The 13,790-nt window shown below is 43.8% G+C and carries 10 protein-coding genes; all 10 read left to right on the top strand.

Annotated features, from left to right (window positions below; all coding sequences use genetic code 11):
* Positions 1-23: 23 nt before the first annotated feature.
* On the top strand, positions 24-1,031 hold the full coding sequence (gene mglC, locus ACDZ28_RS29020; RefSeq protein ID WP_042129441.1) for a galactose/methyl galactoside ABC transporter permease MglC: 1,008 nt from the start codon (positions 24-26) through the stop codon (positions 1,029-1,031).
* Positions 1,032-1,401: 370 nt separating this feature from the next.
* A complete protein-coding gene (locus ACDZ28_RS29015) occupies positions 1,402-3,366 on the top strand; it encodes a WG repeat-containing protein (protein ID WP_375103429.1) in 1,965 nt (654 codons plus the stop codon).
* Positions 3,367-3,623: 257 nt separating this feature from the next.
* Positions 3,624-4,379, top strand: coding sequence for a CAP domain-containing protein (locus tag ACDZ28_RS29010; protein ID WP_375103428.1), 756 nt, complete (start codon positions 3,624-3,626; stop codon positions 4,377-4,379).
* Between the two features lie 250 nt (positions 4,380-4,629).
* Positions 4,630-5,466 (top strand): GDSL-type esterase/lipase family protein, encoded by an 837-nt coding sequence (locus tag ACDZ28_RS29005; protein WP_339287382.1) that lies wholly within the window; start codon positions 4,630-4,632, stop codon positions 5,464-5,466.
* An 84-nt stretch (positions 5,467-5,550) separates the two neighbouring features.
* A complete protein-coding gene (locus ACDZ28_RS29000) occupies positions 5,551-6,531 on the top strand; it encodes an ABC transporter ATP-binding protein (RefSeq protein ID WP_076119741.1) in 981 nt (326 codons plus the stop codon).
* Positions 6,524-7,513 (top strand): ABC transporter permease, encoded by a 990-nt coding sequence (locus ACDZ28_RS28995; RefSeq protein ID WP_042129431.1) that lies wholly within the window; start codon positions 6,524-6,526, stop codon positions 7,511-7,513. Before ACDZ28_RS29000 ends, ACDZ28_RS28995 begins: the two co-directional genes overlap by 8 nt.
* A 167-nt stretch (positions 7,514-7,680) precedes the next feature.
* Positions 7,681-9,663, top strand: coding sequence for a DNA topoisomerase IV subunit B (gene parE, locus ACDZ28_RS28990; RefSeq protein ID WP_042129430.1), 1,983 nt, complete (start codon positions 7,681-7,683; stop codon positions 9,661-9,663).
* Between the two features lie 253 nt (positions 9,664-9,916).
* Positions 9,917-12,358, top strand: coding sequence for a DNA gyrase subunit A (gyrA, locus tag ACDZ28_RS28985; protein WP_076119739.1), 2,442 nt, complete (start codon positions 9,917-9,919; stop codon positions 12,356-12,358).
* 187 nt (positions 12,359-12,545) lie between these two features.
* A complete protein-coding gene (locus ACDZ28_RS28980) occupies positions 12,546-12,977 on the top strand; it encodes a MarR family winged helix-turn-helix transcriptional regulator (RefSeq protein WP_042129426.1) in 432 nt (143 codons plus the stop codon).
* A complete protein-coding gene (locus tag ACDZ28_RS28975) occupies positions 12,974-13,528 on the top strand; it encodes a hypothetical protein (RefSeq protein ID WP_339287381.1) in 555 nt (184 codons plus the stop codon). Before ACDZ28_RS28980 ends, ACDZ28_RS28975 begins: the two co-directional genes overlap by 4 nt.
* The last annotated feature ends 262 nt before the right edge of the window (positions 13,529-13,790 follow it).

Genomic DNA, 13,790 nt, shown 5'->3' with positions numbered 1-13,790 from the left:
AACTTTAAGGAGGAACACTACTAATGAACGTTAAAAGAACTCAAACCTTTATTACGCAAAATGCCATTTATATTGTATTGGTACTTCTGATTATGGGTATTGCTTTATACGAACCGGCCTTTATCTCTGTAAATACTTTACGAGACATATTAATCCAATCGTCCACGCGAATTATTATCGCGCTTGGTGTTGCCTTTATCCTTATTACGGCAGGTACTGACTTGTCCGCTGGGCGTGTGGTTGGTTTCACGGCAGTTATCTCTGCCTCCATGCTGCAAATTCCGGACTATTCCCGGCGCTTTTTCCCTGATCTGCCGCAGGTTCAAGTATGGCTTCCAATCCTTATAGCTATTATAGCTGGTCTTCTCTGCGGACTCATAAACGGTATTGTCGTTTCCAAACTGCATGTTCCGCCGTTTATAGCAACACTGGGCACGATGGTTATTGTTTATGGTTTAAACTCACTGTACTTCGATATGGATCCTAACCAATCTCAGCCGATTGGCGGTCTGCGTCCTGATTTCACCAAAATTGGTTCTGGCTTTATAGGAAGCGGCCAATACTCAATTCCGTATATCGTGCTGATAGCCTTGGGTGTCGCCGCCATTGTGTGGGTGGTATTCAATAAAACCAAGCTGGGTAAGAACATGTATGCGATTGGCGGAAACATGCAGGCAGCTAAAGTATCCGGTATCGATGTTTCCAAGAATCTGATTTATATCTATGCAATTGCTGGTGCCCTTTATGGTCTGGCAGGTGTTCTGGAAGCTGCTAGAACAGGTGGAGCAACAAATAACTACGGTAACATGTATGAGCTTGATGCCATTGCAGCTTGCGTAGTGGGGGGTGTATCTACAACCGGGGGTATCGGTACTGTACCGGGTGTTCTAGTGGGGGTTATCATCTTTACTCTCATTAACTACGGTCTGACCTTTATCGGTATTAGCCCGTACTATCAATTGATTATCAAAGGTTTGATCATCATAGCCGCGGTCGCATTTGATATGCGGAAGTACTCTTCGAAGAAGTAGCTTGGTTTGATGATCGTGTAGAAGTCTGTGAACTAAATCGATCATTTCATTACTCTTATAAAGGGCTGAAGAAGCGTTTGCTAGTAATAGGCAAATGCTTTTTGGCATGTCTATTTCGTTGCTAACTAGTGCTAGTATTCTCCATGACTCAGAACCTCAATCGCGCTTCTATACTAACCTAATGTCTCTTACATTACTACAAAGCCCGCCCCATACTAGTCTCGCAACTTGATCATCCGGTACCCCGCATCACCCCACCTTGGCGAACCAGTCTCGCACACTCACCCCATATCACCAATATCAAAAGCACATAAACCAACATTCTCCCATATTCTATAGGCAAATGCCTTTGTTAAAGGGGAGCGACTGGATGTTAAGAATAAGGTTGAATGAGCTGGGGAAAGGGAATGAAAATGGACCGTTACAGGCGGATGTATGGAGATGGGACGGTATTGGCTGGAACGAATATATTACACAGCAAGATGAAGATTTCATACGCACGGAAGAGGAGCTATTCGTCACAATCCCAGCAGAGGCGGGATTATATCGTGTTGACTACTCCAATAAGCCATATGAGACGCCTTACGTATTACCAGAGTGGGTTGACGACGATTTAAGGAATACTGGGCTACATCCGGCGCCTTTTAATCTTAAAGAGGGTACGCTCTGGGGATATATTAATGACGAAGGTCGCGCCCAGATTGAACCTAGATACGAATATGCTGAGGAGTTTCAGAAGAATGGGTTAGCAATTGTGCAGCGAAAAAACAGTAGCGGACTAATTGATAGCTCTGGACGGGAGCGGGTAAAGCCCATTTACTCGTTTATAGCCCCTTTTTCGGAAGGACGCGCAGTGGTGTCTGATGCGAAAGGGTACACATTTATCGATGAAAAAGGTAAAGAAGTGACTTCAGCACGTTATGATTATCTGAACTCATTGCATGAGGGATTGGCATTATTTTCAAAACAAAATACAACCGGCGGTCAATCGCTATATGGGTACGTAGATGCGCAAGGCAAAGAGGTATTGCCTGCCATTTATGTGGACGCCAATGATTTTATGAATGGTATGGCTTTGGTTAAGATAAAAGAGGGGGAGTATGCACTTATCGACCCTGAAGGCAATATTTTGCATACGTACAATCATCCTTTCGTAGGGAGTCCTGGTGAGGGGCTACTCGCTTATCAAGCAACTGTGAACGGTAAGTACGGATATTTGAACACGGATGGTACGGTAGCAATTCAGCCACAATTCACTTCCGCTTTACCTTTCTCGGAGGGGCGTGCAGTGGTGAATACCGCTGAGAATTATGGTAACGCCTACGGGTTGATTGATAAACAAGGAAGAATGATCATCCCCGCGAAATATTATGAAGTCCTGCAGCTTGGTGAAGGCAGAGCAGCCATTGGAACACCAATGTTCCCTAGTCAACCTTATCGAGGCTCACGTTACATTATCGCCGATGCAGAGACAGGAGCGATTCTGAGCAATCATACCCTGCTTGGGGTGAATAATTATCAGGACGGATTGGCGTCTGTGTATGATGCTAAGGAGACTTTTTTTATAGATCGAACCGGAAAAAGAGCAGCTCAGCCTCCAGTCATCCAAGGAACCGGAACGCTTACCCTTAGCGGCCGCTTAATTAAAGCAGATATAGATCAACGTACAGCTTATTATGACCGTCAAGGCAAGCAAATTTGGAGGCAAAATGGCGTCATTCCACTGAGACCTCCTTATTCCGTTGTGGAGAAGAAATACAAACCGAACAGAGATTATCTGGTCTACTATCCGGTTGTTGAGGGAATTGCCAGTGCGGAAGTTTCAAGAGAGGTAAATGATAAGCTGCGCAAGCTGTCACTTGCTGAAGATGCTGGTAATGGTGGAGCAGCACAGGATTTCAGTTATAATGGTGATTTTTCAGTATCCTTTTTCCGCAAAAACCTACTAGTGCTGGAGTTAACGGGTTACCGTTATCCTTTTGGAGCAGCCCATGGCATGCCTACCAAAATCTATACACATACTAATCTACGTAACGGAAGGTTCTATAAGCTGGGTGATCTGTTCAAGCCAGGAAGTAGATACGTGGAGAAGCTAAGTAAAATCGTAGGGAAGCAGATTGAAAACGATCCTCAGTACTCTTATGTTTTTCCGGATACGTATAAAGGAATTACCTCAGATCAGCCTTTCTTTGTAGATAATGAGGCGTTGTATCTTTACTTCGCACCATATGAGATTGCTCCTTATTCTGCAGGTTTTCCTACTTTCCGAATTCCATATGCAGAAATTATGGGACTTATCTCTACGGAGGGAGAATTTTGGCAATCGTTTCACTAGTTACTTGATACACTTAAGCATACAGAAGTCGCTATTCTCTCGAGAATGGCGACTTTTTTTGCTTTTTAACGCCAATATCAAATGAATTCAGTCTCGGAAAACTTACAAACAAGACTATTAAATGTTAAAAATTAGAAGAGCACAGCTGATAGATTTATGCTACAATGACTGAGGAACAAATTACAACTTTGTAACATTTGTAGCTGGTCACTCTAAGCAGGAACATATATTACACACAAGAAAGAGGAGATGGCAGAATGAAGAATAAGAGATTAAGAGCAATTATTGGTGGTAGTGTAGCAGCTGTTATGGCACTTAGTATTTCTCTTCCACTCGAAGCGAATGCAGCCTCAACTGAAGTAACAGTCATTAAATCAGGAACTAGCTATGAGCAAGTTTTGCAATATTTAAAACAAGCTAACCTACAGGGACTCCCTATTTTTAATAGCACAATCGTGGTGTCCAAGCCTCAAACTGGAACGGTTCCAAATAAAGATACATCCACCGGAACTCCGGTTACTAAGCCTTCGGATACAACTACTGTGACTAAGCCTGTAACTAAGCCTTCGGATACAACTACTGTAACTAAACCTGTGACTAAACCCACAGAGACTACACCAAGTACCGGTTCTGTGAGCAATAAAGAAACTTATGTTCAGCAGATCGTAACGTTGGTAAATAAAGAACGTGCGGCAGCTGGTCTGAAGCCCGTTTCTGGATTGGACAGCCTTCATAAAGTAGCTGCTACAAAAGCTACGGATATGCGCACGAACAACTATTTCTCACACACTTCACCTACGTATGGTTCACCTTTTGACATGATGAAATCCTTTGGGATCACTTATAACGCTGCAGGCGAGAACATCGCTATGGGTCAAAAAACACCAGAAGAAGTAATGAAAGCATGGATGAATAGTCCGGGTCACCGCGCTAATATTTTGAATGCTAACTTCAATTATATCGGTGTAGGTTATGACAATAACTACTGGGTTCAAGAATTTATCGGTAAATAAGTAAATTAACCATTACTGTAATCAAACGTTCTCCGAAGAAAATCGGGGAACGTTTTTTTGTGTCGGAGCTCTAATCACCAAATTTTTTTTGAGGATTTTCATGTCTTTATTTGGATTAAAAATGCAGAGCAGCAGGATTAATTTCTATTTTAGACATTTGCAAAAGCGGTATGGAAGATTTATGTTTATGTACATAGTTAAGATCTTTGTAAAATGTGGAACAATACATAATAGAACGGCACACGGAGGGATGGCTTTGAATGATTCAAAGTGGACATGGCGCACAATCAGCCTGATTTCCATAATAACAACAATAATTCTAATTGTAGGTTTAGTTTATGCGGTCAAAGACATCATTTATCCGGTTGGAGAAGCGTCAGAGACAAACTTGCCACAGCAAACAGCCGCTCCAGTGACGGAGACGACTAAGAAGCTAAAAGTTGTTGCTCTCGGTGATTCGCTAGCCAAGGGAACTGGTGATAACACCGGAGAAGGATTTGTTAAGCGCACGGTTAGTGGTTTATCCGCTAAAGGTATCGAAGTTGATTTTTTAGGGAACATGGGGATCAATGGTTTGACTACTGCAGGACTGCAAAGCAAGCTGGAAGAAGATGGAGTGGATTACGCACTGCACATGGCAAATGTCATTCTGCTCTCGATCGGAGGGAATGATTTATTCAAGGACTCGAACATTTTGCAGAATAGCGGCGCGCTTCAGAGTGAATCCACAACGGATCAAGAGCTAACGCCAGAGTCATTGCTCGCAGCTCTTCCCGAAGCAGCAGCCAGATTGGGTAAGGTTCTTGAGAAGATCATGGAGATCAATCCGAACGCTCAAATTTATTATATGGGGTTATATAACCCCTTTGGAGATATCCCAGATCTACTTGTACCAGGTAATCAGGCGGTTACGAAGTGGAATAATGCAGCTATGGAAATTATCAACAAGCACAGCAATATGACCTTGGTTCCTACCTTTGATTTGTTTAACAAGCACTTGGACAAATATTTATCAACGGATCATTTTCATCCGAATGGGGATGGATATCAGCGAATCGGAGAGCGATTCATTCAGGCTATACACTAAATCATAAGATGGCTGTGTTAGATAACATATCCTTTGAACAAGTACTAGTCGAGGAAATGACAGTAACAAGGAGATAAGCAGAATATGACAAAAGCGAACAGTGGAGAATCCAGCCCGGTCGTCTTGTCTGTGGACGGGGTACGGAAAAAAATAGGACGAAAGTGGATTATTGATGATGTTACGTTTGATGTGAGAGAAGGAGAAATATTTGGCTTCCTAGGACCCAATGGTGCTGGGAAGACGACTACAATTCGAATGCTTGTCGATTTGATTCGTCCTAGCGAGGGCAAGATTACGGTATGTGGTTACAATGTGAATCGAAATCCGGAAAAAGCGTTGCAATTTGTTGGCTCTATCGTTGAGAACCCTGAGGTATATACCTATTTGACCGGATGGGAGAATTTACAGCATTTTGCCCGCATGCAGCCTGGTATTGATAATGCTCGTATTAGCGAAGTCGTAGATATCGTTCGGCTGGATCAACGAATCCATGATAAGGTAAGTACATATTCACTTGGGATGAGACAGCGTTTAGGTATAGCGCAAGCGCTGCTGGGACGTCCGCGTCTGCTTATTCTGGACGAGCCTACAAATGGCTTAGATCCAAAGGGAATTAAGGAGTTACGAGAATTTATACGCAAGCTGGCTGATGAGGGCCTAGCGGTATTTGTATCGAGTCATTTACTCAGCGAAATTCAGCTTCTTTGTGACCGTGTTGCGATTATTAGCAAAGGACGTGTGCTGGCGGTAGGTGCGGTAGATGAGCTGATCGCTCGAAATTCGCCTTACGTTCTTTGGGAGCTGGAGCCTTTTGCTGAAGCTCGGGCACTGCTGGCTGATCGCCCGGACATTCAGATTCAGAAGCTGGAAGACGTTACCTTGGATGATTCTATTATTGCAGGGATGGGTCCGAATTCTTTAATCACTATTATGGAGCAGGATTTAATCCCCGAGATTGTGGCCGTAATGGTGACTTCTGAAATCGAAGTTAGGGCTGTGCATAAAATCAATCCGACACTGGAACAGCTATTCTTGAAACTAACGGAGGGTGAGAACGTTGAATAATATGCTTCCGTTAATCCGTAATGAGTGTTTAAAAATCATTAAAAAGAAACGGTTTTATGTTATACTGCTGATTCTGATTGTATTGGTGCCTATGTTTACCTACGCTCAGATGCGATCAGCGGAGCGTAGCCGAGATAAATTCAATTCCGATTGGCGTCTGGAGATCCAGCAGCAGATCATTGATAATCAAAATTCTTTGGGCAGTGATCGAATTCCAGAGGAATGGAAGACTTATCGGCGAATATTTGTACAGCAGCTTCAATATTACCTACATCATGATGTGAATCCGAACGAGCCAAGTGGCGTTACGTTTACCCGAGAGTTTTTGGATAATTCGGTTACTTTATTTATTCCACTGCTCATAATGGCGGTAGCATCGGATTTAGTCTCTGCGGAGCGAACCACAGGAACGATCAAAATGCTGCTGACAAGGCCAGTTAAGCGCTGGAAAGTCTTATTTAGTAAAATGGCGGCGCTGCTTATGTTTGTCTCGCTTATCGTACTCTCCACATTTGTGATCAGCTACCTAATCTCCGGTCTGGCTTTTGGATACAAGGGTTTTAATATCCCTGTATTTACAGGCTTTAAGATCAGTGGGGACTCGGTGGATATGTCTACCGTACATGCAGTGCCACAGTGGAAGTATATGCTTATGCAAGGTGGATTGGTCTGGTTCGTTAGCGTCGTAGTTGCCTTGCTTGCTTTTATGATTTCTGTACTTGTAAGGAGCACTGCTGCTAGTATAGTGGTCATGATGGCAGCGCTGATCGCCGGGAATATTTTGACCAATATGGCTTCAGCGTGGACAACAGCGAAATATTTATTTATGGTAAATCTTGGACTGACCGGTTATTTGTCAGGTACGCCTGCACCCATAGAGGGGATGTCCTTGTCATTTTCCATGGCTGTACTGGCTGTATGGGGGGCCGCTTCGGTGATCATTTCATTCGCCGTCTTTACGAAAAGGGATATTTTGAATTAGAATGTACAAAGTGACCAAAACGTTTGTTTGCATTTCTTGAAATATAAGAAGTATAAGATTTGTATCTATATTTAATATCTTATATTTCTCGCTTAAAGGCTTACCGTCTTTAAAAGGACGCCGAAGGCGCTAATGCTTGAGTATAGAGAAAAGAAGGAGGAGCATGAATGCTCGAACAGATCGATATGTTTGCTGAAGTTTCTAATAACGGCGAGAATGGCCGTACTGGATACGATGCTGACGACATTCAAGTGCTCGAAGGTCTAGTTGCAGTTCGCAAACGACCTGGCATGTATATCGGCAGTACAAGTTCTTCGGGACTACATCATCTAGTATGGGAAATTGTAGATAACGCTGTGGATGAGCATTTAGCCAAGTATTGTACGAAGATTGATTTACTACTTCGCAAAGATGGCTCTGTAACAGTAACTGACAACGGTCGTGGAATTCCTACTGGAATGCATAAGACAGGAGTGCCAACGCCGCAGGTTGTATTTACAATTTTGCATGCAGGCGGTAAATTCGGTGGATCTGGTTACAAGAAATCAGGCGGTTTGCATGGCGTCGGAGCCTCAGTGACGAATGCATTGTCTGAATGGCTTGAAGTAGAGATCTATCGTGAAGGCAAAATCCATCGTCAACGTTTTGAATATTGGGTGGACAAGAAGGGGAAAGAGCATGTTGGCGAACCTGTAACAGGCCTTGAAATTCTGGGCAACACCAACAAAACCGGTTCGAAGATCACTTTTAAACCGGACATTCGCGTCTTTCCAAATGGAATAGCCCTGAATTATGACACACTGGCAGAGCGGGTGCAGGAGATTGCCTTTCTAAATTCCGGTCTGCGTATTACGCTGCATGATGAGCGCAGTAATCGTCAGGACGAGTTCTTTTACGAGGGTGGAGCAAGCCAATTTGTTCAATTCCTGAACGAGGGTAAGGATGTTCTGCATGATGTCATTCACTTCAGCGCAGAAAAAGATGATATCGAAGTGGAAGTAGCCCTTCAGTACAATGGAGGCTATACAGAAACCTTGGCTTCCTTCGTTAACTCCATTCCTACTCGTAGCGGGGGTACTCATGAGACTGGCTTTAAGACTGCGTATACTCGTGTGCTAAATGACTATGCCCGGCGTACACAGTTGCTTAAGGAAAAGGATAAGAATTTAGAAGGAAATGACTTGCGCGAAGGTATGATGGCTGTCATTAGTGTCAAAATGTCCGAGGTTGAATTTGTTGGACAGACGAAGGATCAGCTCGGTAGTGCTTCTGCCCGTAGTGCAGTAGACTATATCGTATCTGAGAATATGGCTCGTTTCCTGGAAGAAAACCCACAGGTTGCACAAAGTCTTCTGAAAAAGTCGATTCAAGCTTCGAAGGCTCGGGAAGCGGCTCGCAAAGCCCGTGATGAGATTCGTACAGGTAAGAAACGCAGCGAGAGCTCGAATCTTGGCGGTAAATTATCACCTGCGCAGTCTAAGGACGTTACACGAACCGAGCTGTTCATCGTAGAAGGTGATTCGGCCGGAGGCTCGGCGAAGCAAGGGCGTGATTCTAAGATTCAGGCGATCCTGCCGCTAAAAGGAAAACCGATGAATCCGGAAAAAGCCAAGCTGTTGGATATCCTGAAGAACGATGAATATAAAGCGATCATTTCCACGATTGGTGCAGGAATTGGTCCAGACTTTACCGTCGAAGACAGCAATTATTCCAAAATTATTATTATGACCGATGCGGATACAGATGGAGCGCATATTCAGGTGCTGCTGCTGACATTTTTCTATCGTTATATGAAGCCGTTACTAGATGCTGGAAAGGTCTTTATCGCTCAGCCTCCGCTATATAAGCTGACCCGTAAAACGGGCAAGCTGGAGACCGTAAGATATGCTTGGAGTGATGAAGAACTGCAAAATTACTTAAAGGAATTCGGCAAAAACTTCGAGCTTCAGCGTTATAAAGGATTGGGTGAGATGAACCCGGATCAGTTGTGGGAAACGACGATGAATCCAGAGTCGCGTACACTGCTTCAGGTGCAGATTGAGGATGCTGCTAAAGCGGAGCGCCGCGTTTCTACACTAATGGGTGATAAAGTCGATCCTCGTAAACGCTGGATTGTTGAAAATGTCGATTTCACTGAAATTGTAGAGTAGTTGCAGCTAGTATTGCTGCAAGTGACGAATACTTCCACTGTTTTTAATTTTTTGGTGATAGGCAACGGAGTGGCGGAATCGTTCTGGAGGAGCGTTAGCGTTCGCCTTTGTTTCCGGATTTTATCCGCTAATAGCGGTATAATCGAAAAATCTGGAAACAACAGCGACCGGAAGAATGATCCGCAAAGCGAAGTTAAAGAATATCACCAATCTTTAAGAAAGTGGACAGATTGAGGAACAGAAGGTGAGCAAAGTGAGTAGTTTATCAGAACAATTTTTGCCGGCTTTTCTGGAAGAGGTCGTCGGTGACCGCTTTGGTCGGTATTCCAAATACATTATTCAGGACCGGGCTATTCCCGATGTCCGCGATGGACTTAAGCCTGTACAGCGTCGGATTCTTTATGCGATGTACGATTCTGGCAATACGCCTGACAAGCCGTATCGCAAGTCCGCCAAAACCGTCGGGGATGTAATGGGTAATTACCATCCACACGGTGACTCCTCGATTTATGATGGTATGGTTCGTATGGCACAGCCATGGAAGATGGGGCATGTACTTGTTGATGGTCACGGCAACTGGGGCTCGATGGATGATGACCCAGCTGCAGCGATGCGTTATACGGAAGCACGGTTATCTCCGATTGCAATGGAGATGATGCGTGATATCGAGAAGCGGACAGTATTGTTTAAGGATAACTTTGACAATACAGCTAAAGAGCCTGTTGTTGTTCCCTCTCGGTATCCGAACTTACTCGTGAATGGTACGAGTGGGATTTCCGCAGGTTTTGCCACTGAAATTCCGCCGCATAATCTGCGTGAGGTTATTGATGCTTGCATCGCAGTGATGCAAAAGCCGGATATTGAACTTGAAGATATCATGACCTTCATGAAAGGTCCGGATTTTCCTACTGGCGGCACTATCATGGGTGGCGATGGCATCATGGATGCATACCGCACAGGTAAAGGTCGTATTTACTTGCGCTCCAAGACTGAGATTGAGAATATGCGTGGCGGTAGGCAACAAATCGTGATTACTGAAGTTCCCTTCCAGATTGTAAAATCACGACTAGTTACCTCCATGGAGAACATTCGGTTAGAGAAGAAGATCGATGGCATTGCCGAGGTTCGTGATGAGAGTGGACGAGAAGGTCTTCGGATTGTAGTTGAACTCAAAAAAGAGGCTGATGCCCAAAGCGTTTTGGCGTATCTGCTCAAAAAAACCGATCTTCAAATCACTTATAACTTCAATATGGTAGCTATAGTTAACAAAGCTCCGCAACAGCTTGGTCTTAAAGCCATCCTGGAGGCTTATATTGCTCATCAGCGTGAAGTTGTGACTCATCGCACCCAGTTTGATCTGGAACGCGCAGAAGACCGTGCTCATGTCTTAGAGGGCTTGGTTAAAGCACTGAATATTCTAGATGAGGTTATCGCTGCCATCAAGGCATCGAAGAACCGACAGGATGCTCAGAACAATCTCGTGTGGATGTTCGGGTTCAGTGAACGTCAAGCGGACTCCATTCTTACCTTGCAATTGTATCGTCTGACTAATCTGGAGATTACTTCACTCCAAAAAGAATTGGACGAAATGATGGCAAAGATTACACATCTGCGCGGCATATTGGAAAGTGACAAGAAGCTCGTAGCTGTAATCCGTAAGGAATTACTGGAGATCCGCGACAAGTACGGGATCGATCGCCGTTCTCTGATCCAAGGCGAGGTTGAGGAGATTAAGGTTAGCCTTGAAGCGTTGGTCAACGCAGAGGATGTGTTAGTAGCACTTTCCGCAGACGGTTATATTAAGCGTACAAGTATGCTTTCCTTTACCCGTTCTGGTGGTGAACGCCATACATCGGGTGTTAAAGAAGGCGATCATATCGTCAAGCTGCTCGATGTGAATACCCGTGACAGTTTGCTGGTATTTACGCGAAAAGGACAATACTTCTTGCTTCCAGTTCACCAGATACCGGAGTTTAAATGGAAAGAACCTGGCACAGCGATCGTTAACGTTATCGGATTGTCTAAAGGGGATGGAATCATAAGTGTGATTCCGGTCAATAATCTTGATGATCCGCAGCAAAGTCTTGTGTTTATCACCCGTAGAGGTCAGGTTAAGCGTACAGAGCTCAAGGAATACTCTACAAGCCGTTCCGGAGCTGTAGCAGCCTGTAAGGTAGCAGACGGTGATGAGATCATTACAGTGGCTACTAGTACGAATGACAAGGATATTGTACTCGTGACTCGTGAAGGAATGAGTATTAGATTCCATGAGAATGAAGTTAATCCTATGGGCCGTGTTGCATCCGGTGTAAGAGGGATTCAGCTTCGTGAGGGCGATGAGGTGATTTCTTGCTTCTGGGTCAGCGAAGATGAAGGTGAGATTCTCTCCATCTCTGATATTGGATATGCAAAACGTTCATTACTAGTAGATTATCCATCTCAAAGCCGTGGTGGAAAAGGGATGCCAACCTTTGAATTTAAGGAAGGCAAACGAGTACGACCAAATGGCAGTAGATTGGCAGGGGCTTTCTATTGCAGAGAACCGCTGGAACTGAATGCTATTACAAAGGAGAATGCACATCACACATTCTCTTCTGAATCTGCACCACTTGGAGAGCGTCGTTCTACGGGTAAACAGATTGTCCCTGTAGAGAAAAAAGATGAGATTGTTAATCTTTTTCCGGCAGTTAAGTAAAACTAATCAGTAATTAACAGATTAAGGTGTTTAGTCAATTCTTTTTGAGAACTGACTAAACGCCTTTTTTTAATGTTCTTGCTCAACCGTGCAGAAGATTTATTTTTCTTCACTTGCAGGAAATGGAATTTGTTTCGCGAAAATGTAGTTATACCGGATAGAACCGCGAGGAAAGGAAGGAATAAGTGTGCACGCTTCTGAATTCAGTAAAATATGGCATAAAATTTTGAAAGATTACAAACTACATATGGACAGTAATCTTGCCCCATCGCTAACGGATGCCCAGCTCACAGTACTTGAACTGCTTCAGGAACGTGATGCCATGAAGCCTTCTGATCTGGCTCCACATCTGGCGACCAGTCCTGCAGCGGTTACTATGTTACTTGATCGGATGGAGAAAAATGGGCTTATCATTCGGGAGAGAGATGCTGCGGACCGCCGTATTGTATGGGTGAGTATAACCGAGATTGGAACGCAAGAGACTGTACGTGGTTTGAAGATCCGCAGTGATTTTTTTGCAGAAGCGCTTGATCCGATTTCCTCTCATAACCAACAGTTACTACTTTATTTAATGGGCAAAATGGTAGTTACAGCTACGCCGGAAGGTTCTACGCCGTGAATAAGCTAGCTTTGTTGTATCATTATTACGATAAAGCTACGGGTCCATTTCAGAATTTATCTGATTTACCACCACAAGAAGCAGAACAAATTCTGAATGATCTACGACACCAGAATAGAAGCTTTGCAAGTAAACGTTCGCAAGATTATCTTGAAATTCGACGGAGCCTTGAAGCAAAAGCCAGAGAATTATTTATTCAAAAAGGTGGAAAGCCATCGCGAGCTTACCCACATTATATGACACTAGGAGAGTGTCCGTGGTTATTAGACTGGTATCCAGAAGCTAAAAGCCTGCAGCTTTCCGTTGATCAATTTAATGCTGAGGGTATCAGCTTCACCTACGGGGATTTATTTCCTACAATGAGATATAAAGATGGTAAACCTTATCGCAATCAAGTGTATACCAAGGACGAGATCGTCCGTGTAATAGAACAATTTGGTATGCCGCAGGAATGGAATACCAGCGGTGACAAGGGACCTGAACGATATATTGAGGCCCAGATATGGGATGACAAACCTATAAATATCTTATTAGAGTATTTAGAGAAATGAAGGAAGTAGTGTTTAGAGGCACGAAGTAGGCATTTAGAAATACTTAGTTGTATTTCGTACAGCTACAAGTTGCTATTCACTCTGCCAAATAGATATAACTGTATTTTATACACCTAAACGCAGGGTTATCTTTACTTTTGAGAGGTTTAGCCAGTTTTTAATTGTAGAGAATGCACTTGAAATCCGATTGACTGCTTTTTTATTGTGAATAAGTGTACAGAATGCAGCTACTGGGTTCAATCAACCCACCGTAGATCTAAAA

The organism is Paenibacillus sp. RS8 (assembly GCF_041956825.1).
Classification (GTDB): Bacteria; Bacillota; Bacilli; order Paenibacillales; family Paenibacillaceae; genus Paenibacillus_AQ.
Note: the sequence above shows the minus strand (reverse complement) of the source record. Positions and strands in the feature narration are given on the sequence as shown.

Excerpts from the sequence above, each read along its gene's own strand:
- mglC (WP_042129441.1), top strand. The coding sequence starts at position 24 with ATGAACGTTAAAAGAACTCAAACCTTTATTACGCAAAATGCCATTTAT.
- ACDZ28_RS29015 (WP_375103429.1), top strand. The coding sequence starts at position 1,402 with ATGTTAAGAATAAGGTTGAATGAGCTGGGGAAAGGGAATGAAAATGGA.
- ACDZ28_RS29010 (WP_375103428.1), top strand. The coding sequence starts at position 3,624 with ATGAAGAATAAGAGATTAAGAGCAATTATTGGTGGTAGTGTAGCAGCT.
- ACDZ28_RS29005 (WP_339287382.1), top strand. The coding sequence starts at position 4,630 with ATGGCTTTGAATGATTCAAAGTGGACATGGCGCACAATCAGCCTGATT.
- ACDZ28_RS29000 (WP_076119741.1), top strand. The coding sequence starts at position 5,551 with ATGACAAAAGCGAACAGTGGAGAATCCAGCCCGGTCGTCTTGTCTGTG.
- parE (WP_042129430.1), top strand. The coding sequence starts at position 7,681 with ATGCTCGAACAGATCGATATGTTTGCTGAAGTTTCTAATAACGGCGAG.